Source organism: Phaeobacter sp. JH204B (assembly GCF_048055755.1).
GTDB lineage: Bacteria > Pseudomonadota > Alphaproteobacteria > Rhodobacterales > Rhodobacteraceae > Phaeobacter > Phaeobacter bryozoorum.
The window spans coordinates 165,506-188,515 of record NZ_JAYMXF010000002.1 but is presented as its reverse complement, the minus strand read 5'-3'; the positions used below and the strand labels follow the sequence as shown (position 1 = coordinate 188,515).

The 23,010-nt window shown below is 60.3% G+C and carries 20 protein-coding genes; 7 read left to right on the top strand and 13 right to left on the bottom strand.

The window, feature by feature from the left end; translation table 11 throughout:
• Positions 1–65: 65 nt before the first annotated feature.
• The 6 genes from VXL81_RS00895 to VXL81_RS00870 form a co-directional block, all read right to left on the bottom strand.
• Positions 66–1,286 carry a cytochrome-c peroxidase gene (locus tag VXL81_RS00895; protein WP_416552538.1) on the bottom strand — a complete coding sequence of 407 codons (1,221 nt, stop codon included), beginning with the start codon at positions 1,284–1,286 and terminating at the stop codon, positions 66–68.
• Complete coding sequence (locus VXL81_RS00890; RefSeq protein ID WP_416552536.1) at positions 1,283–2,032, bottom strand: SCO family protein; 750 nt, start codon at positions 2,030–2,032, stop codon at positions 1,283–1,285. The genes VXL81_RS00895 and VXL81_RS00890 overlap by 4 nt, the downstream gene beginning before the upstream one ends.
• A gap of 72 nt (positions 2,033–2,104) precedes the next feature.
• On the bottom strand, positions 2,105–3,418 hold the full coding sequence (locus VXL81_RS00885) for a selenium-binding protein SBP56-related protein (protein ID WP_416552534.1): 1,314 nt from the start codon (positions 3,416–3,418) through the stop codon (positions 2,105–2,107).
• A gap of 22 nt (positions 3,419–3,440) precedes the next feature.
• Complete coding sequence (locus VXL81_RS00880) at positions 3,441–4,253, bottom strand: IclR family transcriptional regulator (RefSeq protein WP_416552532.1); 813 nt, start codon at positions 4,251–4,253, stop codon at positions 3,441–3,443.
• 177 nt (positions 4,254–4,430) lie between these two features.
• Positions 4,431–5,396: an NAD(P)-dependent oxidoreductase gene (locus VXL81_RS00875; protein ID WP_416552531.1), complete on the bottom strand. Its 966-nt coding sequence runs from the start codon at positions 5,394–5,396 to the stop codon at positions 4,431–4,433.
• A 225-nt stretch (positions 5,397–5,621) separates the two neighbouring features.
• Entirely contained in the window at positions 5,622–6,659 is a 1,038-nt protein-coding gene (locus VXL81_RS00870) for a LacI family DNA-binding transcriptional regulator (RefSeq protein ID WP_416552529.1), read from the bottom strand.
• Positions 6,660–6,753: 94 nt separating this feature from the next.
• On the opposite strand from VXL81_RS00870, the gene VXL81_RS00865 reads away from it, so the two are divergent.
• The gene (locus tag VXL81_RS00865) at positions 6,754–7,938 is read left to right on the top strand and encodes a phytanoyl-CoA dioxygenase family protein (protein ID WP_416552527.1); all 1,185 of its coding nucleotides are present in this window, start codon (positions 6,754–6,756) and stop codon (positions 7,936–7,938) included.
• Between the two features lie 12 nt (positions 7,939–7,950).
• On the opposite strand, the gene iolG is transcribed toward VXL81_RS00865, so the two are convergent.
• The 5 genes from iolG to iolD are packed head-to-tail and all read right to left on the bottom strand — an operon-like array spanning position 7,951 to position 13,503.
• Positions 7,951–8,937 carry an inositol 2-dehydrogenase gene (iolG, locus tag VXL81_RS00860; protein ID WP_416552525.1) on the bottom strand — a complete coding sequence of 329 codons (987 nt, stop codon included), beginning with the start codon at positions 8,935–8,937 and terminating at the stop codon, positions 7,951–7,953.
• Positions 8,931–9,770 carry a class II fructose-bisphosphate aldolase gene (locus VXL81_RS00855; protein ID WP_340544747.1) on the bottom strand — a complete coding sequence of 280 codons (840 nt, stop codon included), beginning with the start codon at positions 9,768–9,770 and terminating at the stop codon, positions 8,931–8,933. Before VXL81_RS00855 ends, iolG begins: the two co-directional genes overlap by 7 nt.
• Positions 9,767–10,624: a 5-deoxy-glucuronate isomerase gene (locus VXL81_RS00850; RefSeq protein ID WP_416552523.1), complete on the bottom strand. Its 858-nt coding sequence runs from the start codon at positions 10,622–10,624 to the stop codon at positions 9,767–9,769. The genes VXL81_RS00855 and VXL81_RS00850 overlap by 4 nt, the downstream gene beginning before the upstream one ends.
• A 12-nt stretch (positions 10,625–10,636) precedes the next feature.
• On the bottom strand, positions 10,637–11,629 hold the full coding sequence (gene iolC / locus VXL81_RS00845) for a 5-dehydro-2-deoxygluconokinase (RefSeq protein ID WP_416552521.1): 993 nt from the start codon (positions 11,627–11,629) through the stop codon (positions 10,637–10,639).
• Complete coding sequence (gene iolD / locus VXL81_RS00840; protein WP_416552519.1) at positions 11,629–13,503, bottom strand: 3D-(3,5/4)-trihydroxycyclohexane-1,2-dione acylhydrolase (decyclizing); 1,875 nt, start codon at positions 13,501–13,503, stop codon at positions 11,629–11,631. Before iolD ends, iolC begins: the two co-directional genes overlap by 1 nt.
• Before the next feature lie 119 nt (positions 13,504–13,622).
• Here iolD and VXL81_RS00835 point away from each other — a divergent pair, with 119 nt between their 5' ends.
• The 3 genes from VXL81_RS00835 to VXL81_RS00825 are packed head-to-tail and all read left to right on the top strand — an operon-like array spanning position 13,623 to position 16,811.
• Positions 13,623–14,726: a Gfo/Idh/MocA family protein gene (locus VXL81_RS00835; protein ID WP_416535864.1), complete on the top strand. Its 1,104-nt coding sequence runs from the start codon at positions 13,623–13,625 to the stop codon at positions 14,724–14,726.
• Positions 14,727–14,748: 22 nt separating this feature from the next.
• Positions 14,749–15,642 (top strand): sugar phosphate isomerase/epimerase family protein, encoded by an 894-nt coding sequence (locus VXL81_RS00830; RefSeq protein ID WP_340544752.1) that lies wholly within the window; start codon positions 14,749–14,751, stop codon positions 15,640–15,642.
• Positions 15,643–15,653: 11 nt separating this feature from the next.
• A complete protein-coding gene (locus VXL81_RS00825) occupies positions 15,654–16,811 on the top strand; it encodes a Gfo/Idh/MocA family protein (RefSeq protein ID WP_416552517.1) in 1,158 nt (385 codons plus the stop codon).
• Between the two features lie 65 nt (positions 16,812–16,876).
• Here the strand turns inward: VXL81_RS00825 and VXL81_RS00820 are convergent, their stop codons facing one another.
• The gene (locus tag VXL81_RS00820) at positions 16,877–17,878 is read right to left on the bottom strand and encodes a LacI family DNA-binding transcriptional regulator (RefSeq protein ID WP_416540554.1); all 1,002 of its coding nucleotides are present in this window, start codon (positions 17,876–17,878) and stop codon (positions 16,877–16,879) included.
• Between the two features lie 225 nt (positions 17,879–18,103).
• Here VXL81_RS00820 and VXL81_RS00815 point away from each other — a divergent pair, with 225 nt between their 5' ends.
• From VXL81_RS00815 to VXL81_RS00805, 3 genes are all read left to right on the top strand, one after another.
• Complete coding sequence (locus VXL81_RS00815) at positions 18,104–19,054, top strand: sugar ABC transporter substrate-binding protein (RefSeq protein WP_416535867.1); 951 nt, start codon at positions 18,104–18,106, stop codon at positions 19,052–19,054.
• Positions 19,055–19,116: 62 nt separating this feature from the next.
• Positions 19,117–20,238, top strand: a complete 1,122-nt coding sequence (locus tag VXL81_RS00810; protein ID WP_340544756.1) for an ABC transporter permease — start codon at positions 19,117–19,119, stop codon at positions 20,236–20,238.
• Between the two features lies 1 nt (position 20,239).
• Positions 20,240–21,025, top strand: a complete 786-nt coding sequence (locus VXL81_RS00805) for an ATP-binding cassette domain-containing protein (protein ID WP_340544757.1) — start codon at positions 20,240–20,242, stop codon at positions 21,023–21,025.
• A gap of 63 nt (positions 21,026–21,088) precedes the next feature.
• Here the strand turns inward: VXL81_RS00805 and VXL81_RS00800 are convergent, their stop codons facing one another.
• A complete protein-coding gene (locus tag VXL81_RS00800) occupies positions 21,089–23,005 on the bottom strand; it encodes a beta-galactosidase (protein ID WP_416552515.1) in 1,917 nt (638 codons plus the stop codon).
• Positions 23,006–23,010: the final 5 nt, after the last annotated feature.

Sequence of the window (23,010 nt, the reverse complement as noted above, 5' to 3'; positions counted from 1 at the left end):
TGCTATTGATCATGGAGTTTGGGCGATTTCAGGACGCCCGACCGGTTTCGCGGGCTGTTCGGCGCCTATCGCTGGCGTGCCTCCGCGACGAGGCAGTCCAGTCCCGAAGAGGTGAGCGTCTCGAGGAAGCTCAGCAGGTCTCGCTGTTCGCCATCGGTCAGACGGAGCGGCCGAATGCGCGGATCCTGACCGGGCAGATTGGCACCGCCACCATTGTAGAAGTCGATCACCTCAGCAAGGGTGCCGAACCCGCCGTCGTGCATATAGGGCGGCGAGACGGCGAGATTGCGCAGCGTCGGCGTTCGGAAACGCCATCGGTCGCCTGGATCCTCGGTGACTTCGTAGCGCCCCAAATCGGCCTCCCGCGGACCGCTGACGGCGCGAACCAGCGCGTAGTCGATCTGATGGATCACGCCGGGAGCGACCTGAACCGGCAGGGTTTCGGGCGGGTTCTGTCGCGCCAGTTCGCGCATCTGCCCGTAGCCTGTGTCGTGGAACTGCTGATCGGTGAAGAGCGCGTCATCTGGTCCGATGCTGTGGCAGGAAACGCAGCCTGCCTTGCCGCGAAAGACGTCAAAACCACGTTTGGCGGCCGAAGAAACAGCAGCGCTGTCGCCGCCATAAAACCACCGATCGAACGAGCTGTTGCCCAGCGTCAACGCGCGCTGGTAGGCCGCGAGCGCCATGCCTATGCGATCCAGAGACGCGGAGGCACCAAATGCCTCGCGAAACAATCGGTCATAGTCAGCCTGCTCCTGAAGATAGGCAACCACGTGGCCCACCGATGGGTTTGCCATCTCGTTAAGGGCGGTGATCGGTCCGATGAACTGGGTTTCCAGTGTAGGGTCGCGCCCATCATGAAACAGGGGCCGCAGCAGGCCGACATTGATCAGGCTGGGAGCATTCCGCTTCACGCTTCGCCCCTCGACGCCGATGGAGGTCGCCAGCTCCCAATTGGCAAATCCCTGTTCCGGCACATGGCACATGGCGCAGGACATGGTGTTGTTGATCGACAAGGCGCGATCAAAAAAGATCCGTCGGCCAAGCGCAATGCGTGCTGCGGTGGGCGGGTTGTCGGCCGGATGTTGCAATGGCGGTAGGCCGAGCTGCGGCGTCCGGCTACGTCTTGACGCAGCTTCAGCCCAATTATCGGGCGAGCGTTCACAGGTTTCCGCCGAGATCTGTAGCGGCGCCGCAGTCGATGCCGGGACGGTCCAGAGCAGTGCCAGAAGCGCCGCACATAGTGCAAGACGTTGACGCAGCAAGGCGGGCGGGCGGTGGGTCACTCTGCGGCCTCCGCCATCAGTAGGGTCTCCACGTCGGTCATCAAAAGGCGCGGGTCGATCAGGCCAAGACCATAGACGTTGCGGATCATGCCTTGGGTGTCGACCAGATACATCCGCAGCAGGTGATTGATCTGATCATCCGAGGATCCGCGATCAACAACCTGGCCAAATCCATCCAGAAAGGGGCGCAGCGCCTCCGCGTCAGCGGTGGTCAGGACGTGCCAGTCCAGTTTCTGCGCGCTGGCGGGGTCGCTGCTGACCGGGTGGGCAAAAGCGGCGATCGCCTCTACCGTGTCGCGCTCGGGGTCAAAGCTGATGGTCATCAGCTGCACCTTCTGGCGCAGTCCGGGCAGCTGGGCGCTGGCATCATGAATGTCATAAAGCGTCGAGAAGGCCAGCGGGCAGCCGTCCACATCGCCACAGGTAAGATAGACAAAGCTGACAAGGGTGATTTTCTCGTCGAACAGCTGGTGCAGGCGGGTTTGTATTCCGTTTGTGGTCAGAACCGCGCCATCGGGTGCGGGCTTCAGCCGGTTCAGCCTGTAGGATCCCGGTTCCGGTGGGCTGAACTGGAAGGCGGGATCGCTCGGGAAGATATCGGAAAAGGGAGTGGTGGCGGTCCGCAGCGCAGCAGGTGTCAACCGTGCGAGCAGATCTGAGGGACGCCAGGTGTCGGCCAGGGCGACAACGCCCGTCAGCAAGGCCGCAGCGGCGGTAATGGAAACAGCGAGTGTTGTCTTGCGCATGGAGATCCTCCGGCAAGTTTAGGTCCGCAAGGGGAGACCGGAGCGGCAGCTGGCCGCCCCGGGAACTGGCAGTCAGGCTGAGTAAAGCGCAGAGCTGCCAAAGCGCATGATGTGAGCGCGGCCCAATCCAGCGGCATAGAAGTCGATATTGAAATCTTCGACCAGATCTGTGCCGTCCCATGTATAGGCGCGCAGATACTGCACATCATCCTCGCCCTTCTTGTCCCAGTTGGCGAGCAGCGACGACGAGAAATAGACCCGTTTGCCATCCCAGCTCTGGCTGACCATATTGACCTGCCGGTCGATGGTCTTCTCGTAGATTTGCGACGGGTTATGCGGGTCCGAGATGTCAAATAGGCGGGTTTTGCCATCCATGAAGGAATTGACCCAGAGCGTCTGGTCATCCGCAGCGATGGAGATATCGACGGGCAGGGGGATGTCCTCCGGGTTGCCGATATCCGCGACCGATTTGGCCAGCCATTCGCCATCATCGTCTTCGTAGATCAGCCACAGCTGCGAGGTGAGCGCGGTGGTGGAGAAGGCATAATTGGCATTCGGACCCCAGGGAAAGCGCACTTCCAACGGTGCGCCGGGCACATTGAACACCTTGCGGGGCTGGCGGGTGTGCAGATCCCACAACACCATCGTGTTTCCAAAGCGTTTCATCGCTTCGGGATCCTGCAACATCTGGCCAAAATCCATCATGTAGTTGGACCAGCCCGTGAAGGAGGAGGTGAGCATGACATTCTTGCGGATCAGCGCGCGGATATCGTAGCCGTAGCCATCGGCAACCGCGCCATCCACCGCAACGGCACCCTGCATGTCATTTGCGGTGGGCATCCAGTAGGTGGCGACGTAATCTCCATCATCGTTATATTCGACCAGCGCGGTGCGACCGCCGTGATCGTCCTGATTGCTGAGCCCGGTGATCATCATGCTGCCGGGCAGGGCAAAAAACGTGTGGGGACCAACCACACCGCCGGAATCGGTGACGAAGGTTTCAATCACCTTGTGCAGCTTGGGGGCCGCCGGGTCGCTGTGAATGTCAAAGATGAAGATGCGATTGGTATCAAGCCCGCCGGTCCAGAAATACCGACGATCTGCGGAGAAGCCGCCATGATGAGCCTCGTTTCGGCCCCCTACAGAGAGGCTGTGGATGACCTCTCCGCGCGTGGATGAGCCAGGGCGGAGGTCGACGGTTACCATCTTGTCCTGCTCGTCGCCCATCCCCTCGACACCGAGGGTCCAGACGTACACAAATTCTTCTTGGCCCGTAATCTTGGGCATATAGGGGGATTGGCAGGTCTCGTCTGCAAAGGCGCGAAACGGGCCGGCCATGGCCAGTGCAGCAGCAGCGGTCAGCCCGCCGAATTCTCTTCTGTTCATGTTCTTTCTCCCTTCAATGAATTCAGTGTTGTTGGTTCGACCTTTCCTTTGCTGCAGCCAGTGACATGGCATTTGTGGTTTCCGCCTCAACGACCGAGCAATGCTGAATGGCCGCAGCGGCGTGAAAGGCTTCTTTCGACAAAATTGGCAGAATGCGGGGGTGAATGGCCGGAGTGATGCGGACAGATGGCCCGACCACGCCCATGGAAAAAACTGCGCCGAGACGATCAATAATGATTGGTACGGCGATGCTGGTGACACCGACGTCGATCTCGCCGTCGCAGGTTGCATAGCCGTGGCGGCGCACCTGCTGCAATTCGCGGGTGATCTGCTCGGGGTCGGTGCGGGTCTTGTCGGTAAAGCGCGTGGGTTGCGTTTCAATCAGATCACACTGGAGCTCCGGTGCCAGAAAGGCGGCAATAACCTTGGCCGAGGAGCAGGCATGAACCGGACGCGCGCCCAACCCGGGGTAGATATGGGGAACAGAAGGATCTGTCGGGACCTGCGTATGGATGAGGTCAACGCGCCCAGCTCGGTAGCGCGCCAGAAATGCGGTTTCTCCCAGGTCTTTGACCACCCGTAGCAGCACGGCGGAGACCGCGTTGATCACATGAGTGTCCGATTTTCCGGTCAGCGCAATCTTGATGAACCGCATGCCCAATACGTAACGGTTGCCGGTGTCGATCTCTTCCAGGAACCCGCAGGCCAGCAGGGTGGCAATATGGCGATAGAGGCTGGCCCGAGGGGTCGCCGTCATTCTGGCCAGCTCGCTTGCGCTCACTGGCGTCGCGGACGACGCTACCGCTTCCAGAAGGAGGATCTGACGGTCCTGCATGTGAATCCCATAATACGGACAATAGTACCGTAATTCGGGAAAAATGAGTCTGGCAAGACTCCATAGGGTGTGTCGGCGGAACTATGCGCAACTAGCCCGCGAGCCAGCGCACCGGGCACAGGTGCCTAAAGGGGGGCGCCGCCAGACGCCCCCACTACCATTTTCCGTATCGGAGGTTTAGCTGCCGCTAGCTGCGTTGCGGCCCGTGGGGATCACCTCGTAGCCCGGTTCCTCCGGCTCGTCGTCGACCATCTCAACCGGAAATCCGGGCGCTCTGATGTCTAACCCTGTTGCCTCTTCCAGCCGCCGGATGATGTTTGGCGACAATTCGCGGCTGCCGAAACGGGCTTCGCCGTCCTTGAAGATCTTGATCATCAACGGGTTGATTTCGAGGGGGACGTTATGCCGATCCGCCACTGCCTGAAACAGGCCGATATCCTTTGAAACCAGATCCATGGTGAAGGAAATATCGCGGGATCCATTCAGGATCACCTGGCTTTCCGTTTCATGCACGAATGAGGTGCCGGAGGAGATCTTGATCGCCTCATAGGCGGTGTTGAGATCCATGCCTGCAGCCTTGGCCGTGACCAGCGCCTCGCAGCAGGTCAGCAGGTTGGCGGTGGCCAGATAATTGGTGATGACCTTCAGCACCGACGCCGAGCCGATCGGCCCGGTGTGCAGAATGCGCCGCCCCATGGTTTTCAGCAGGGGGACGATCCGTTCGAAGGTTTCGCGGTCACATCCGGCGAAGATCGAGATGTTTCCGGTATCGGCCCGGTGGCATCCGCCCGACACCGGGCAGTCTACGGCTGTGCCGCCCGCCTGCGCCACCAGCTCGCCGAGGCGTTTGACCTCTGCCTCATCGGTGGTGGACATCTCCATCCAGATCTTGCCGGGGCCAATCTCCGGCAGCATCTGCTGCATAACCTGATCCGAGGCCGCAGGCGACGGCAGGCAGGTGATCACCGCGTCACAGCTGCGCATCAACTCGGCGGGGTTCTTCGCTGCCGTCGCTCCCGCCTCGGCCGCCTTTGCGACCAGCGTGTCGTTCAGGTCATAGACGCTGAGGTCGATACCGTTGCGCAGCAGGCTGCCGCTCAGTTTGCCGCCGACGTTGCCAAGGCCAATAAATCCTACTTTCATGCCGCTCTCCCTGCTGGCTATTGTCGAAAGCATTCCAAGAATGAGCACAAAGAGAAACAAGAATTGCATCTTCGAGGCTGAAAAATCGGCCTTTGGCGAGACGGGCTTTTAGCGCCAGGACTGGCGCTTGCAATCAAAAGGGCATTTGCGTCGCAGGCTATGTTGAAAGCGCCAGCGCAGAAATATTCCTGTGTTCCGGAAGAAGCCGATAAAGGCACGCTTTGGTCAGCTTTCGCTGGCGTCGAAGGGCGTAACCATGGAGATCCGGCTCTGAGTCGCGGGGGGAGGTGCCTTCAGGATGTGGTTGGCATGGAGCAGGCTGAGAAAGGCATTGCGCATATCGCTGGCGATGTCGTGTTGCAGGACCACGGTGATCTTGCCCTGACGCATCAGGGTTCGATTTTCCGCATCCAGATCATGGGCGATATAGGCGCGGGGCTGGTGGCCAAAGGCGCACAGCTGTTCGATGATGGCACGATTGGCGCCGCCCATTGAATAGACCGCCACTATCCGGCCGAGATCCGGTTCGGCCAGCCGTTGACGCAGCAGCTCCGTGGTTTCCAGCGCAAGGCCTGCACCGGCACTGAGGGTGACCAGTCTCAGATCCGGGCGGCGTTCCTGCAAGACGCGCAAGAAGCCGCGCCGCCGTTGTTCCTCACCGTGGAATGCCATCTGGCTAAGGGTGGTCAGGATGGTTGCGCCCGGGCCAGGGATGCCGGGAAGGCATTTGTCGATCATGTAGGCGGCAGACTGGCCCGCCGCATAATTGTTAGGCCCGCAGTAGAGCCTGCGGGGGCTGTTTGGCAGGTCGGTAAAGACACAGACAACAGGAATGCCTTTGCTGTCCAGTTCGGCCACCGTTGCAATAATCTGAGGCAGATCCCGTGCCTTCAGCACAACCCCATGGCTGCCGCGCCGGGCGATCTGCCCGAGGATTTCAACGCAGTCATCGGCGGACATAATCTGTCGGAAACTGTAGCGGGTATGGATCACCGCCGGACCGATGGTTGGAAGGACGGCCTCGGTCGCGAGACGGATTTCCCGGCTGAACCGTTCGGGAGCCTCGACAACAACGTCGAAATAGAGGCGTCGCCCACGGGCTGAGAGCTGCTGTTCCTGGCCTTCCAGCTCGGCGATGGCCGCCTCGACCCTGGCGCGACTGCGGGCGCTGACATTGGCGCGCCCGTTCAGGACGCGGTCCACGGTTGCCGTGCTCAGCCCGGACTGCCGAGCGATATCCTTAATCGGGAAGCGATGGCTCATTGATGTATTTTTGATGGATCATGCGGCTGACCACAAGTGATTACACCGGCAGTCTGATGGCAGGAGATTTGAAACCACGCAAAGGAGAACAGGGATGGCGGACAGAGCAGCAAGAAGAGGAGATACCTATTTCGACCCTGCCGGATGTGACTTAAGTGATTATCGGAAGCTGGTAGAACAGGATTTGACAGCGGATCAGGTGCCGCTCGCGGGTGCCATCGAGAAGAATATCCCGATCTACGACATGACGGCCCTCAGCGGGATGCTCGGCAACAGTGATGACCGGCGGCGGCTGATGGCGGAATGGGCGCAAGGTTTGCGCGAAGGGGCTGGCGTATTGGTGCTGAAACAGGCCTATCAGGACACGGCCGCTATCGACAGCGCGAGCGCGATATATGAACAGATCATCGCGCAGGAGAAGCTGGCCAATGGTGGCGGTGCGGATCACTTCGCGGCGGCAGGCTCGAATGACCGGATCTGGAACTCTCTTCAGAAACTCTGCGAGGCCGCGCCGGAGGTCTTCGCGCGTTACTTTGGTAATGTGGCGTTGGCCGCAGTTTGCGAGGCTTGGCTGGGGCCGAACTACCAGATGACGGCGCAGATCAATCTGGTTCGGCCGGGCGGTGAGGCCCAGCAGGCGCATCGCGACTATCATCTGGGCTTTCAAACGGCGGAAACATCCTCGCAGTATCCAGCCCATGTGCATGATCTGTCGCCGGTTCTGACCTTGCAGGGGGCGGTCGCCCATGGGGACATGCCTGTTGAAAGTGGCCCAACCAAGCTGCTGCCGTTCTCGCAGAGATACCGGGAGGGCTATGTGGCCTGGCGGCGGCCGGATTTCCGCGCCTATTTCGAGGAGCGCTATGTCCAGCTGCCACTGGCCAAGGGCGATGCGGTGTTTTTCAACCCGGCTTTGTTTCATGCCGCAGGCGCCAACCGGTCGCAGGATGTCCAGCGCATGGCGAATTTGTTGCAGGTCTCGTCTGCCTTTGGTCGCGCGATGGAAACCGTGGATCGGCGCGGCATGTCCGAGCGGCTTTATCCGGCGCTGGTGCAACTGGAGGCTGAGGGCGCGATGCCAGAGGCGGAGCGCGCCGCGGCAATCGCAGCCTGCGCCGAGGGCTATTCCTTTCCGACCAATCTGGATAGAGATCCGCCGACGGGAGGTCTGGCCCCGCAGACGCAGGCGGATTTGCTGCATCAGGCGCTGGCTGAGGGCTGGCCGCCCGAGCGTTTCAACGAAGCGCTGGCGGCGCAAGACGCGCGCCGCCGGGCATGATAATCTGACCTACTACAGTTTGACCGGTGTCCCCGTCTCAAGCGATTTGGCGGCGGCATCGGCCAACATCTGAGCGCGAAGCCCGTCGTCGATACTGGGCGACGGGGTGGTGCCTGCCTGAACAGCCTCGACGAAGCGGGCCATTTCGTTGCGATAGGCAGCCTCGTAGCGCTCAAGGAAGAAATGCTGCGCGGGCGCTGTCTGGAAGCCATTGGCCCCGGCAACCTCGACCGTGTTTTCCAGCATGTTGGCAGCGCGCAGCATCCCTTTGGAGCCATGTACCTCAACCCGCTGATCGTAGCCATAGGTGGCCCGGCGCGAGTTCGAGATCTGGCAGATCTTTCCGCTGGCCGTGGTCAGGGTGACGGCGGCAGTGTCCACGTCACCTGCCGCGCCAATAGCCGGGTCGACCAGGGCCGAGCCGACGGCGAAGACCTGAATTGGCTCTTCGCCCAGCAGAAAACGCGCCATGTCGAAATCATGGATCATCATATCCCGGAACAACCCGCCAGAGGTCTTGATGTAGCTGACCGGGGGCGGAGAGGGATCGCGCGACAGGATCGAGACGATCTCTACGTCACCAATCTCGCCCGCGCGCAGACGCTGCTGCAGATTGGCAAAGTTGGGGTCAAACCGTCGGTTGAACGCGGTCAGGAACGCAACCCCTGCCTCCGCCACCACCTTCTGGCAATCACGGATGCGGTCGGCGGACATATCGACCGGTTTTTCGCAGAAAATTGCCTTACCCGCCGCTGCTGCCTGATGGATCAGGTCGTAGTGGGTATCGGTGGGTGTGCCAATCACCACCGCGTCTACGTCCGCGCTGGTGATCAGCGCCGAGGCGTCGCGCACATCCGCGCCGATCTTGCTGGCCAGCGCGCTGGCGGCTTCCGGCACGGCATCGGCGACGGCTGTCACACGCACGCCGTCCAATTGTCCAACAGAACGGGCGTGGACCTGACCGATGCGCCCGCAGCCCAGAAGGCCGATATTCAACATTGTGTTTCTCCCTTGAAGGCGCGAAGTACGCCGCGCGCCGCGGCAACGACCGGATCGTGGGTTTCCGACAGGATGCTGACCCTGTCAAAGCGGTCCGGGTCCCGGTTGACCGCATCGCGCATGGCGGCGCCGAAAGCCATGCGCAATTCGGTGCCGATATTGAATTTGCAGATACGCGACTCGCGGGCCAGCATTCTGCGCTGTGCGACCGGTACGCCGGAGCCGCCATGGATGACCAGCGGCACCTCGGTGAGGGCCTCGATGGCGCGGATCCGGTCAATATCCAGCCCGCCGTCCTTGTCCTGTTGCAGATGCACATTGCCGACAGAGATTGCCATCGCGTCCACGCCGGTTTCCAGTGCAAAGCGGCGGGCCTCTTCAGGATCAGTTCCTGCCGACCCTTCGCCGCCCGAGTAGCCGACAAATCCGATTTCACCCTCGCATGAGACACCTGCGGCATGGGCCATTTCGGCGATGGCAGCGGTTTCGGCGATATTGTCCTCAAGAGGTTTGCGCGAGCCGTCGAACATCACGGAGGTAAAGCCGCTGTCGATGGCAATACGGCAATCCTCTGGGGTGTAGCCATGATCGAGATGTGCAACCACCGGAACCGATGCGGCCTCGGCCAGATGGTGGAACATCTTGCCCAGGATTGGCAGCGGCGTATGGGCGCGACAGGATGGCCCCGCCTGCAAGATCACAGGCACGCCTTCGGCCTCTGCCGCTGCCACATAGGCGCGCATGTCTTCCCAGCCCAGCGTCACCAGCCCGGCGACGGCATAGCCATCGCGCAGGGCCGGTTGCAGGACCTCAGCCAGAGTTGCAACGGTCATTTGAACTTGGCCACCATATCCTTGATGCCGGGGATCGTTTCGACCTGATAGGCATGGGTTGGCTGGAAATACTGGATCAGGCTGCGCTGGCTCAGACCGCCAAGGATGGTGAAATAATACATCTCATATCCCGGCATCACGGCGCAGGGGTGATAGCCCTTGTCGATCATGATGGTGGAGCCGTCCATCAGTTGGTAAGCATCCCCCGGCTTGCCTTCTTCGCGTTGCAGGATCTGGACGCCGGAACCATGGTTGGGGCGGAAGCGGAAGTTATAGGTCTCGTCATGACGCGTTTCAATGATATTGCCATCGGCGTCCTTGCGATCGGTGTCGTGCTTGTGCGCCGGAAAGCCGGACCAGCCGCCTTGACCCACAGTGAACAACTCCGAAACCAGCAGGCGTCCGACCATGTCATGCTGCTTCTGTCCGAGAATATGTTTGATCTTCCGGTGAGTCTTGGTGTCATCAGATCCGTATTGCACGAGGTCGATGCCATCCGCGCGGACGTCGAACGGCTCCAGAACCTTGTCGTATTTTGCACCGGCAACGAAGGTTTCCGTTGCGTCGGTGGTGCAGGTGATCGTGACCTTTGCGCCGACCGGGATATAGACGCCTTCTGGTTCGCCATCCCAGACGTCCGCGGTTCTGTTACCGATCCCGGCATAGCTCAGACCTTCCACTTCGATATCCACGGTACCGGTGGCGGGAACGATGCAGGTCTCATATCCGGGGACCTGATATTCGAATGTCTGGCCCTTGGTCAGCTTGACGATGTTGAAATAGTTGAGCGGCACCAGATCGTTGTCGGCATCGACGATGGCTTTGTTCTGGTTGTCATGGGGGGCGATATGCATGGGGGGGTCCTTTCAGATTTCGGTGGCGCCGGGGTGCGTTGCGAGGAACGCCTCCAGCGCAGCAAGATCGGGCATCGCCGGGGCGCAGCCAGGTTTGGCTACAACAACGGAGGCACAGGCGGAGCCGCGTAGAATGGCCTCTTTCGTATGGCGTCCTTCGGAAAGCGCGGCGAGGAAGCCGGCCATGAAGCTGTCGCCCGCGCCGGTTGGTTTCAGCGCATCAACAGGGTAGATGCCGGTGCGGATTTCCTGCCCGTCGGCAAAGGTGATGGCGCCCTCTGGACCCATCTTGTAAACCACGACGGAGGCGGTGGTTTGCGCAAGGCTGCGCGCCTTGGCGAGCCCCATGTCAACGCCACCGGCCATGAACCCGAATTCTTCGTCGTTGCCGACGATGATGTCGGACAACTCACCAGCACGCGACAGAACATCAGCGGCCACCTCGGCCGAGGGCCAGCTGTAGGGCCGGTAATCGACGTCAAAAATGATTGGTAAGCCCGCAGCGCGCGCCAGTTCAAAGGCGCGGAAGGTCGCGCTGCGCGATGGTTCGGCAGCAAAGACCGTGCCTGCGGTGATCAGCGCGCTGTATTGGCTGTAATCCACCGCCTCGACATCAGCGATGGTCATCTGAAAGTCGGCGGCGTTGTTGCGGTAGATCACGCTCTGGTGGTCTTCCACAACGCTTTCGTAAATCGCAAGCGATGTCCGATATTCGCCGGTGATGCGTTTCACGTGAGTCCGGTCGATCCCGTAGTGATCCAGCTGGTTCAGGCAATACCAACCCACGGCATCGTCTGAGATGCTGGTGACCAGCGCGGCACGGCATCCCATTTTGACCAGTCCAGCGGCGATATTTGCGCTGCTGCCGCCCATCGCCACCATCATGTCTTGGGCATCTTTTGTTGCGGTGCCTGCCGGGGTTGGACAAAGATCCATGCCCACCCGCCCGATGACCAGGAAGTTGCGCCCTGACAGATCGCCATGGGCTATGGATGGGGTGTTCATCAGACCCCCCGCCGTTGTTTGCCGCGGCTGGATTCCCATTCGACATGGGCCTCCTGCACATCGGGATTGTTGGTGATATGCGGCGTGCCGACTTCCCACCAGGCGTGACCTTCCGTCGTCCAACCCTCGTAGGCATCGACGTTCATCACGATGACGGTGGTTCGGTCGTTGCCCTGAGCACGCTTGAAGGCCTCTGCCAGCTCGCCCGGATTGGCGACCGTTTCCGCAATCGCGCCCATAGCGGCTGAATGCGCGGCGAAGTCCACGCCAAAGGCCTCAGGGATGGTCGGGCAATCGGCGAGAAGGTTGTTGAAACTGGTGTTGCCCGTATTGTTCTGCAGCTTGTTGATGACGGCGAAACCGCCATTGTCGAGCACGAGGATGATCAGTTTCTTTCGGCTCAGTACGCTGGAGTAGATATCAGAGTTCAGCATCATATATGAGCCATCGCCGACAAAGACGATGGTGTCACGCTCCGGCTCACGCTCGGTTTGGGCGATGCGAGCTCCCCAGGCACCGGAGATTTCGTAGCCCATGCAGGAAAATCCGAACTCGACATCGACCGTGCCAGGTTCCAGCGTGCGCCAGTTGGCGGTGACCTCGGCGGGTAGGCCGCCCGCCGCTGCCACGACGCGGTCGCGCGGGTCGCAGAGCGCGTTCACCACGCCGATGGCCTGGGCATAGGAATTGGGCCGGTTGTCGCCATAGGATATATTGTCAGCCACATAGGCGACCCAGCTGCGTCGTTCCTCCTGTGCGCGGGCCACCCAGTCCTGCGGGGCGCTGTAGCCTTGGCAAGCGGAGCCGAGGTCGAGCAGGGCGCGCTGGGCGTCACCGACAACCGGCAATGCACAGTGCTTGCCTGCATCATGGCGTGCCGCATTGATCGAGATGAACTGGGCATCCTGCGCAAATGCGGTCCAGGAACCGGTGGTGAAATCCTGCAACCTTGTGCCCACTGCGAGGATCACATCCGCCTCTGCCGCGATGGCATTGGCGCTGTCCGACCCGGTCACGCCAATCGGGCCGATGTTCAGCGGATGGGTGTCGCGCAGGTTGGCGCGGCCTGCGATGGTTTCTACGACGGGGATCTGATGGGCCTCGGCAAAGGCGGTCAGCTCAGCCACCGCGCGGCTGTATTGCACGCCACCGCCTGCGATGATCATCGGGCGTTTGGCACCGCGCAGCGCTGCTGCGGCTTCGGCAATCTCGGCGGTGTCCGGTGTGATACGGCGAATGCGATGGGTCTTCTTTTCAAAGAAAACCTCCGGGTAATCATAAGTCCAGCCCTGGACGTCCTGTGGCAGGCCGAGGAAGGCCGGGCCACAGTCGCCGGGATCCAGCATCGTGGCAATCGCGGCGGGCAGGGACTGGATGATCTGCGCCGGATGGGTGATGCGGTCCCAGTAGCGCGACACGGGCTTGAACGCATCATTCACGCCAAAGGTCGGATCGTCGAAGTTCTCCATCTGCTGCAACACCGGATCGGGCAGGCGGGTCAGGAAGGTATCACCGCAGAGCATCAACATCGGCAGCCGGTTGGCGTGCGCCAGCGCTGCCGAGGTCACCAGATTCGATGTGCCGGGACCGGCACTTGCCGTGCAGAACATGAAGCGTTGGCGCAGCCATTGTTTGGCGTATCCCGCGGCGGCAAATCCCATGCTCTGTTCATTCTGACCGCGATAGAGCGGTAGCGCCTCGCGCGCTTCATAAAGGGCTTCTCCGAGGCAGGTTACGTTGCCATGGCCGAAGATCCCGAAGCCGCCGCCGCAGAGGCGCATTTCCTCCCCGTCGATCACAATGAACTGATTGGAGAGCCATCGGATGATGGCCTGGGCGGTGGTCAATCTTATCGTTTTCGGCGGCGTCGTCATAGGCAGGGATCCCTGGGATGGTCGGTGGTCGGGTCGATTTGATCTTGCGAGATATCGAATCCCAAGATACAAGTTTTGCAACCGGTTGCAAATCGAATTTCATGGATTGGGAGGCCTGAATGACCGAAATCGGTATCGGAATTCTAGGCGGTGGGTACATGGGCAAGGCTCATGCCGTCGCGATGGCCGCAGTGGGGGCGGTGTTCGATACGTCTTTGCGCCCACGGCTGGAGATGGTCTGTGCCTCAACCCCCGCCAGTGCAGAGCGATATCGGCGGGCCTATGGCTTTCGTCGTGCGACGGATGACTGGCAGGTATTGGTCAATGACCCAAAGGTTGAGGCGATTGTGATTGCGACCCCGCAGCAGACACATCGTGCGGTGGCAGAGGCGGCCTTTGCGCTGGGTAAACCGGTTTTCTGTGAAAAACCTCTCGGCGCTTCGCTGGCGGACAGCCGTGCGATGGTCGAGGCGGCCCGGGTTTCGGGCTGTCCCAACATGGTAGGCTTTAATTACATCCGTACACCGGCTAGCCAATTTGCCCGCCAGTTGATTGCAGATGGCGTGATCGGCGAGGTCACCTGGTTTCGTGGCGAACATACCGAGGATTTCTATGCCGATCCCCATACCCCGGCGAGCTGGCGGACCAAAGGAGAGGCGAATGGCACGATGGGGGATCTTGCCCCGCATATGATCAATGCAGCGATAGCGCTGATCGGGCCGATAGCAGAGCTGATTGCTGAGGTTGAGACCGTCCATAGCGACCGCCCCGGTGGCCTTGTCACCAATGACGATCAGGGCCAGATGATGTGCCGCTTTGCCGGTGGGGCAATGGGGCAGATGTTTTTCAGCCGGATCGCGACGGGCCGCAAGATGGGCTATGCCTATGAAATTACGGGAACAAAGGGTGCGATCAGGTTTGACCAGGAGGATCAGAACGCACTTTGGCTCTACCTCAGCGAGGGCGAGGACGCTACCCGTGGCTTCCGCAAGATCCTGACCGGTCCCGCGCATCCCGACTATCTGCCGTTCTGCCAGGGCCCTGGACATGGCACTGGCTATCAGGATCAGATCCTGATCGAGGCGCGTGACTTCCTGCGCGCGATTGAGACACAGACACCGATTTGGCCGACATTCGAGGATGGCGTGGCCGTAAATCAGGTGATTGCCGCTGCCATGGCGTCGTCCAAGGCCCGGTCGTGGCAAACCGTATCAAAGTTCTAAGCATCTAAGAAAGCACTGCAAAATGACGATCAGAATTGGCAATGCCCCATGCTCCTGGGGGGTGGAATTTGCACAGGATCCCCGCAATCCGGAATGGCGCAGCGTTCTGAAGGACTGCGCCGATGCTGGCTACAAGGGGATCGAATTAGGACCAGTTGGGTATATGCCTGAGGACCCTGCGATCCTGAGGGACGCGCTCGCCGAGCATGATCTGGAACTGATCGGTGGCGTCGTCTTCCGTGCCTTCCACGATCCGGCCCAATGGGAGGATGTGCTGGACGGGGCGCACCGCACCTGCAAGGCGTTGAAAGCCCATGGAGCCGAGCATCTGGTGCTGATCGACTCGATCTCGCCGCGCCGTGCGCCGACTGCTGGCCGCGCCGATGAAGCCGAGCAGATGGATCGCGACGAATGGTCGGCATTCCGTGACCGGCTCGCCACCGTCGCGCGGATTGGCACCGAGGACTACGGTCTCACCGTCGGCATCCACGCCCATGCGGCGGGGTTCATGGATTTCGAGCCGGAGCTGGAGCGGCTGCTGGATGAGGTCGACGACAGGATCCTGAAGATCTGTTTTGACACCGGCCACCATTCCTACGCCGGTTTTGATCCCGTCGCTTTCATGAAACGGCACATGGATCGTATCAGCTATATGCATTTCAAGGATATCGACCCGAAGGTGAAAGCCGATGTGATCGCCAAGCGGACGAACTTCTATGATGCCTGCGGGCAGGGGATTTTCTGCAATCTCGGCGAGGGTGATGTGGATTTTCCGGCGGTGAGGCAACTGCTTTTAGACGCTGGATTTTCCGGCTGGTGTACGGTGGAGCAGGATTGCGATCCAACGCTGGATCCCGACCCGGTGGGGGATGCGCGGGCCAACCGTGAATATCTTGAATCCATTGGTTTCAACTAGGGGGTAACACCATGGCAAAGCTGAAGTGGGGCATGATCGGCGGTGGTGAAGGCAGCCAGATCGGACCGGCCCATCGTCTGGGAGCAGGGCTTGACGGGGCGTTTGAATTCGCCGCAGCGGCATTGGATCACCGTCCCGACGAAGGGCGCGCCTACGGTCAGCGGCTGGGGCTGGCCGCAGACCGCGCCTATGGCGACTGGCAGGAGATGCTGGAGGGGGAACGTCATCGCGACGACCGCGTTGATCTTGTCACCGTTGCCACACCCAATGCCACGCATTTTGAAATCACCAAGAGCTTCCTTGAAGCCGGTTTTCATGTGCTGTGCGAAAAACCGATGACAATGACGGTGGAGGAAGGCGAGGAAATCGTCAAAATCGCCAAGGCGCAGAGCAAGATCTGCGCGGTGAACTATGGCTATTCCGGCTATTCTCTGGTCCGCCACATGAAGGCGATGGTGGCGCGTGGTGATCTTGGAAAGATCCGCCTTGTGAAGGCCGAGTTTGCCCATGGGCATCATGCTGATGCGGCTGATGCGGACAATCCGCGGGTGCGCTGGCGCTATGATCCGGCTCAGGCCGGGGTTTCTGCGCAGTTTGCCGATTGCGGCATCCATGCGCTGCATATGGCCAGTTTTGTGATTGGGCAGGAACTGGAACGCCTTTCTGCGGATACGGTCAGCTGTATTGAGAGCCGGGTTCTGGAAGACGACGCCATGGTCAATATGCGCTTTGATGGCGGCACCGTCGGGCGGCTCTGGACCTCGTCTGTGGCAATCGGACGCCAGCATGGGCTGACCTTGCAGGTGTTTGGTGAAAAGGGCGGTCTGCGCTGGTCGCAGGAGCAGCCGAACCAGCTCTATTGGATGCCGCTGGGCGGCCGCTTGCAGGTAATCGAACGTGGTGAAGCCAACCTCAGCCCCGAAGCGGATCGCACCAGCCGCGTGACAATCGGCCATGCCGAGGGGATGCCTCTGGCTTTTGCCAATATATACAGCGATTTGGCCGAAGCCATCGGCGCGCGGAAAACCGGGCGATCCATGGACCCGGCGGCGGATCTTTATCCACGGGCCGAAGATGGGCTGCGGTCCATGGCGGCTGTTTTTGCCGTCGCCGAAAGCGGCGCAACAGATGGCGCCTGGGTTGATGCCCGGCCGCCGATGTTTCGCTGACACCGTGGTCTAAGCAATCGCAGGGCAACCCGGCAGCGGGTGTCCTTTTCATGCCTAGGATCGCTTCAGGATGTCAGCGGTCGCAATGTGCCGCGATCCACCACATGGCAGGGAAAGATGCGGGCTTCAGGATAGCGATCCGGCTCGTCGAGCATGGCAACAACCAGCTCGATTGATGAATTGACGATCTGTTCGATCGGCTGGTGGATGGTGGTCAGGTCTATGTTCTCCCAACGGGCCATTTCCATATCGTTGAGACCGATGACCCCGATGTCACCTGGCACCTTTAGGCCCTGTTCGCGGATCGCGCTGAGCGCCCCGATTGACAACACGTCATCCCCACAGAAATAGGCTTCGGCCGGGTCGTCCTGCAACAGGCGCAGCATTTCCCGGCGACCGGCCTCAAAGGAGTAATCATCCGCAAAACTGTAGGATGAGACGATATCCGGATAAGCTTCCATTTCCAGCGTGAATCCCTTCCAGCGATCCTGAGTCGAGGTCGCGCTCTGGGGGCCGCCCATGAAGGCCAGTTTGCGATAGCCGCGATCAATCAGCGTTCGCGCCGCCATTCGTCCGCATTCGACGTTGTCGATCCCAACCACATGCACCTGCGGCGTGGAGGAGGAGCGGCCGAAACTGTGAACTACAGGCACGCCTGCATCTCGAAAGGCCTTGGCAAACCCCGGCGGCAGGGTCGAGGAGGCGACAACAACGCCGTCAACGGAATATTGCCGCAACATACGAACCGAGTTCTCGGGGTCGGTTTCGTCAGAGAGGTTGACCAGCAGCGGGCGCAACCCCTTGTCCTGAAGCCGTCGCGTAAACCGGTCGAAGACTTCGAGAAAAATCGGGTTGTGAAAGTTGTTGGACACCAGGCCAATCAATTTGGTCCGCCCGGTTGTCAGGGAGGAGGCCAGCGCGTTCGGACTATAGCCGAGCTCCTGGGCGGCTTTCTCAACCTTGCGGCGCATCTTCTCCGATACCGATGCGCCATCGGTGAATGTGCGCGACACCGCCGAACGCGAGACCTGCGCCCGTTCAGCCACATCTTTTAACGTAACAGCCATTCCTGCTCTTCCTCTTGTCAGGGCCATCGTGGGCCCATCCACCTGTGCAACCGGCTGCGCACCGGATCAGACTATCTATCGCGGATCGAATTCAAGTTCAGCAGAAAAAATGCTGCCACAATTTGCAACCGGTTGCAAAAAAAATCGATTCGTGGTTATGCTGATCCCCGACGCGGATGGGACCGCCCGGACGCGATCGTGACGGTAAAACTTTGGGAGGAAAGAATGACGTCAATTTTCAAGACATTCCTGCTGGCGACAACGGTTGCAGCGGCGCCGATGATGCTGGCAACCACCGCCTCGGCAGAAGGCGAAAAATACATCCTTGTCAGCCACGCGCCCGATAGCGACAGCTGGTGGAACACCATCAAGAACGGCATCGCCCTCGCGGGTGAGCAGATGAATGTAGAGGTGGAATATCGCAACCCGCCGACCGGTGACCTTGCCGATATGGCGCGGATCATCGAACAGGCGGCGGCTTCCGGGCCCAATGGCATCATCACCACCCTGTCCGATTACGACGTCCTGTCCGGTCCTATCAGAGCAGCTGTCGACAGTGGTGTGGATGTGATCATCATGAACTCCGGCACCCCGGAACAGGCCCGCGAGGTGGGGGCTCTGATGTATGTTGGTCAGCCAGAATATGACGCCGGTCACGCGGCCGGCCTGCGCGCCAAATCCGACGGTGTTGGCAGCTTCCTCTGTGTGAACCATTATATCAGCTCGCCCTCTTCGACAGAGCGCTGCCAGGGGTTTGCAGATGGTCTTGGGATCGAACTGGGCGACCAGATGATCGACAGCGGTCAGGATCCGGCTGAGATCAAGAACCGGGTTCTTGCCTATCTGAACACCAACCCGGAAACTGACGCGATCCTGACATTGGGACCGACATCGGCTGATCCGACAATGCTGGCACTGGAAGAAAACGGTATGGCCGGCGACATCTATTTCGGCACCTTTGATCTGGGCGAGGAAATCGTCAAAGGTCTGAAATCCGGTGTTATCAACTGGGGTATTGATCAGCAGCCCTTCCTGCAGGCCTATCTGCCCGTGGTGGTTCTGACCAATTACCACCGCTACGGCGTTCTGCCGGGCAACAACATCAACTCTGGCCCTGGTTTTGTCACCAAGGACGGCCTGGAAAAGGTCGAGGAGTTCGCGGGCGAGTACCGCTGACAATCTCCCCCAGGTGCGGGCGGCCGAAGCAATTTGGCCGCCCTTTTTTTAGAGAGAGTACAATGTCTGACGCACATACCCAATTTGCGGAGGACGAACGGATCAAGAGCCGTTCGAAGTTCCGCGAAGCCATGATCCGACCAGAGCTCGGCGGCATTATCGGCACCATCGCCGTCTTTACGATGTTTATTATTTTTGCCGGTGACAGCGGCATGTTCAACAGTCAGGGCGTGCTGAACTGGAGCCAGATCTCTGCCCAGTTCATGATCATTGCGGTTGGTGCCTGCCTGCTGATGATCGCAGGCGAGTTTGACCTGTCTGTCGGCTCCATGATCGGTTTTACCGGCATGTTGATCGCAATCTTCAGTGTGACTCTGGGTTGGCCGGTCTGGCTTGCGATCCTGGTGACTTTTGTGCTGGCGATGGCGATCGGGGCATTGAACGGCTTTATCGTAGTGCGGACGGGGTTGCCCAGTTTCATCGTCACGCTGGCGTTTCTGTTCATTCTGCGTGGGTTTGCGATCTACCTGCCGCAAACCATTGAACGCAAAACCATTATCGGTGGCGTGGCAGACGCAGCTGAGGGTGATTGGCTTGCCGCTCTGTTTGGTGGCAAGATCCTGACGGGATTGTTCCAGTGGCTGGGTGACAATGGTTGGATCGCCGTTTTTGAACGCGGCACCCGCAAGGGACAGCCGGTAGTCGACGGGCTGCCGATGTTGATCGTCTGGGCCATTCTGCTGGTTATCGTCGGACATATCATCCTGACCAAGACACGGTTCGGGAACTGGATTTTCGCGGCCGGTGGCGATGCCGAGGCCGCGCGCAATTCCGGCGTGCCAGTGAACCGCGTAAAGATCCTGATGTTCATGTTCACCGCCTTCTGCGCGACGGTCTTTGCGACCTGTCAGGTTATGGAATTTGGTGGCGCGGGATCGGACCGGGGCCTGCTGAAAGAGTTCGAAGCGATTATTGCGGTGGTGATTGGCGGTGCCCTTCTGACTGGCGGTTACGGGTCTGTGCTTGGCGCCGCCCTGGGTGCGTTGATCTTTGGCGTCGTGCAGCAGGGGCTGTTCTTTGCTGGCGTCGAAAGTTCGCTGTTCCGCGTTTTCCTGGGGTTGATCCTGTTGTTTGCCGTGATCCTCAACACCTACATTCGTCGCGTCATCACGGGGGAGCGCTGATATGTCCATGTCTCAACCCTTGATCCGGATGCAGGGCATCGAGAAGCATTTTGGCAGCGTCATTGCGCTTGCCGGGGTTTCGGTCGATGTCTTTCCGGGCGAATGTCACTGCCTGCTTGGCGACAATGGCGCCGGGAAATCGACCTTTATCAAGACCATGTCCGGTGTGCATAAACCGACCAGAGGCGAGATCCTGTTTGAGGGTCAGCCACTTCATTTCGCGGATCCTCGTGACGCGATTGCCGCTGGAATCGCCACAGTACACCAGCATCTGGCGATGATCCCGCTGATGTCAGTCAGTCGCAACTTCTTCATGGGCAATGAGCCGATCCGCAAGATCGGCCCGCTGAAACTGTTTGACCATGAATATGCCAACCGGGTCACCATGGAAGAAATGCGCAAGATGGGCATCAACCTGCGCGGCCCGGATCAGGCGGTTGGAACCCTGTCGGGAGGGGAGCGTCAGACGGTTGCCATCGCCCGTGCGGTGCATTTCGGGGCCAAAGTGCTGATCCTGGATGAACCGACCTCGGCACTTGGGGTGCGCCAGACAGCGAATGTTCTGGCCACCATCGACAAAGTCCGCAAGCAAGGTGTTGCGGTTGTCTTCATCACCCATAACGTCCGCCACGCCATGGCTGTTGGTGATCGGTTTACCGTTCTCAATCGCGGGCAGACCCTTGGTACTGCAAAACGCGGCGAAATCACGCCAGAGGAATTGCAGGACATGATGGCCGGCGGGCAAGAGCTGGCGACACTGGAGGGGAGCCTCGGCGGTACGGTCTGAACCAATGTCGGCTCAGAAGATAACCACCCGCCGGGGCTTCTGCCCGGGCGGGTGGTTGTACGGTCAGTTGCCTCTTGCTCTGCGCAGAACGCCCGCAGGTGGCAGAGTGCCGACCTCGGTCTCTACCGCTTCAGCCAGATGATTGAACCAGAACTCTTCGGTCGCGGTCTGGCGCCGACGCACGCCCAGCGGCATCTTGCAGATGCGCAGCTTCGCACGTTTGCAAAGCATTGCGACAAGTTGATCCAGACCCGCCGCGTCCAGCCAGCCCGCGCAGTAGACTTTGTTTCCTGCGGCAACAGCCACGGGCTGACCGTTGGCCGTCTCGATCAGAGTCTCTCCCTGACCATCCAGTGTTTCCAGGTAACCGGTGACGGCCCCGTCGACCTGCGCCAGCGGCAGCGGCATATCCGGTCGCAGGCTCTCGACTGCGGCAACGACAATATCTAACCCGTCCAATGCTGGGGGCAGGGGGCTGGTCGGGATGTTGAAGTCCGCATCCCGCGCGCCTGTTCGCGGCCCATAGAGCACCTGAGCCGCCGCTGTTGCCAAGGCTGCGCGCAAATGGTCGGGGAGGTGCATCAGACCGGGTGCAAGGATCAGGGCGTATCCTGCAAAATCGCTCTGTGTCGGGGGAACGATGTCCACAGACAGGCCGGCCCGTCGCAGTGCACGGTAATGCGCCAGCACAAGGTCGAAATAACTCAGACCCTGGCCATGTGGCTGCACCTGCCAGGCCCATTCGGCGTCATAGTCGAAGATCAGCGCCACGGGAGCTTGAGCCGGTGCCACCGCGCCCGCTGCGGCCAGTTCATCGGCAACCAGACGCACCTCGACGATGGCAGGGGCATCTTGGCTATCAGGACGCAGCAGACCGGCGTGAAGTTGTTCCTGCGCAAACGGCGCCTGGCGCCAGCGGAAATAGCAGACCGCCTCCGCACCATGGGCAAAGGCCTCCCAGGTCCAGAACCTGACCATGCCGGGCAGCGGTGCGGGATTGTAGGGGGCCCAGTTCACCGGTCCGGGTTGCTGTTCCATCACCCACCAGCGTCCGCGCCCGACGGCGCGATAGAGATCATGATGGAAGGCCTGAAAATCAGGGTCGCCCTGACGCGCGTAGCGGCGCTGGTCCTCGGGGTTGGCGCCCACTCGATCTTCGAGAAAGCCCAAAGGGTAACTGTCCCAACTGGCGATGTCGAGATCCTCGCCAACCTTGTAGTGATCGAAATCGGTCACCCGCCCCATGTAGTTATGGGCAATCGGCGCATCGGAATGGGCACGCAGAATCTTGACCTGATCGCGGTTGAAGCTCACCACCTGATCCGAAGAAAACCGCCGGAAGGCCTGCACATGCGCCGGGTTCGGTTCGGTCACGGTCAGGTTGGGCAGGCCGATCTGATCAAAGCGATCATAGTTCATCGACCAGAAATCATTGCCCCAGGCACTGTTCAACGCATGAATATCGCCGTCATAACGCGCCTCTAGCCAGCGGACAAAGGCGATCTGTGCCGCCGGGGAATAGCTGATTGTTGTGTCGTGGCAACCGTATTCATTGTCGGTCTGCCAGGCGGCGATACGGTCACCTGGGCCATAACGTTCCGCCATCAGGGAGACGATCCGCCGGGCTTCGGCGCGGTAGCCCTCGTGACTGAAACAATAGTGGCGGCGCGAGCCAAAACCGCGCGGTTTGCCGTCGACGTCCAGCGCAAACATATCGGGGTGGCGGTCCACCATCCAGCGGGGTGGCGTAGCGGTGGGGGTGCCCAGCACCACCTTCAATCCGGCCGACACCAGCACATCAATGGCGCGATCAAGCCAGCCCAATTGCAGATCGCCTGGGCTAGGTTCAATGCGCGACCATGAAAACTCGCCAATGCGAACCCAGGTGAGCCCGGCCGCAACCATGCGCTCGGCGTCCTCCTGCCAGATGTCTTCGGGCCAATGTTCGGGATAGTAGCAGGTGCCAAGTGTGCGCTGCATGGAGA

What these genes read in the sequence shown, in the direction of transcription:
- VXL81_RS00830 (WP_340544752.1), top strand. Translation starts at nt 14,749, where the DNA reads ATGACGATCAGAATTGGCAATGCCCCATGCTCCTGGGGGGTGGAATTT.
- VXL81_RS00880 (WP_416552532.1), bottom strand. Translation starts at nt 4,253, where the DNA reads ATGCAGGACCGTCAGATCCTCCTTCTGGAAGCGGTAGCGTCGTCCGCG.
- VXL81_RS00890 (WP_416552536.1), bottom strand. Translation starts at nt 2,032, where the DNA reads ATGCGCAAGACAACACTCGCTGTTTCCATTACCGCCGCTGCGGCCTTG.
- VXL81_RS00835 (WP_416535864.1), top strand. Translation starts at nt 13,623, where the DNA reads ATGACCGAAATCGGTATCGGAATTCTAGGCGGTGGGTACATGGGCAAG.
- VXL81_RS00820 (WP_416540554.1), bottom strand. Translation starts at nt 17,878, where the DNA reads ATGGCTGTTACGTTAAAAGATGTGGCTGAACGGGCGCAGGTCTCGCGT.
- VXL81_RS00800 (WP_416552515.1), bottom strand. Translation starts at nt 23,005, where the DNA reads ATGCAGCGCACACTTGGCACCTGCTACTATCCCGAACATTGGCCCGAA.
- VXL81_RS00810 (WP_340544756.1), top strand. Translation starts at nt 19,117, where the DNA reads ATGTCTGACGCACATACCCAATTTGCGGAGGACGAACGGATCAAGAGC.
- VXL81_RS00885 (WP_416552534.1), bottom strand. Translation starts at nt 3,418, where the DNA reads ATGAACAGAAGAGAATTCGGCGGGCTGACCGCTGCTGCTGCACTGGCC.
- VXL81_RS00875 (WP_416552531.1), bottom strand. Translation starts at nt 5,396, where the DNA reads ATGAAAGTAGGATTTATTGGCCTTGGCAACGTCGGCGGCAAACTGAGC.
- VXL81_RS00850 (WP_416552523.1), bottom strand. Translation starts at nt 10,624, where the DNA reads ATGCATATCGCCCCCCATGACAACCAGAACAAAGCCATCGTCGATGCC.
- iolG (WP_416552525.1), bottom strand. Translation starts at nt 8,937, where the DNA reads ATGTTGAATATCGGCCTTCTGGGCTGCGGGCGCATCGGTCAGGTCCAC.
- VXL81_RS00870 (WP_416552529.1), bottom strand. Translation starts at nt 6,659, where the DNA reads ATGAGCCATCGCTTCCCGATTAAGGATATCGCTCGGCAGTCCGGGCTG.
- VXL81_RS00865 (WP_416552527.1), top strand. Translation starts at nt 6,754, where the DNA reads ATGGCGGACAGAGCAGCAAGAAGAGGAGATACCTATTTCGACCCTGCC.
- iolD (WP_416552519.1), bottom strand. Translation starts at nt 13,503, where the DNA reads ATGACGACGCCGCCGAAAACGATAAGATTGACCACCGCCCAGGCCATC.
- VXL81_RS00815 (WP_416535867.1), top strand. Translation starts at nt 18,104, where the DNA reads ATGACGTCAATTTTCAAGACATTCCTGCTGGCGACAACGGTTGCAGCG.
- VXL81_RS00805 (WP_340544757.1), top strand. Translation starts at nt 20,240, where the DNA reads ATGTCCATGTCTCAACCCTTGATCCGGATGCAGGGCATCGAGAAGCAT.
- VXL81_RS00855 (WP_340544747.1), bottom strand. Translation starts at nt 9,770, where the DNA reads ATGACCGTTGCAACTCTGGCTGAGGTCCTGCAACCGGCCCTGCGCGAT.
- VXL81_RS00825 (WP_416552517.1), top strand. Translation starts at nt 15,654, where the DNA reads ATGGCAAAGCTGAAGTGGGGCATGATCGGCGGTGGTGAAGGCAGCCAG.
- iolC (WP_416552521.1), bottom strand. Translation starts at nt 11,629, where the DNA reads ATGAACACCCCATCCATAGCCCATGGCGATCTGTCAGGGCGCAACTTC.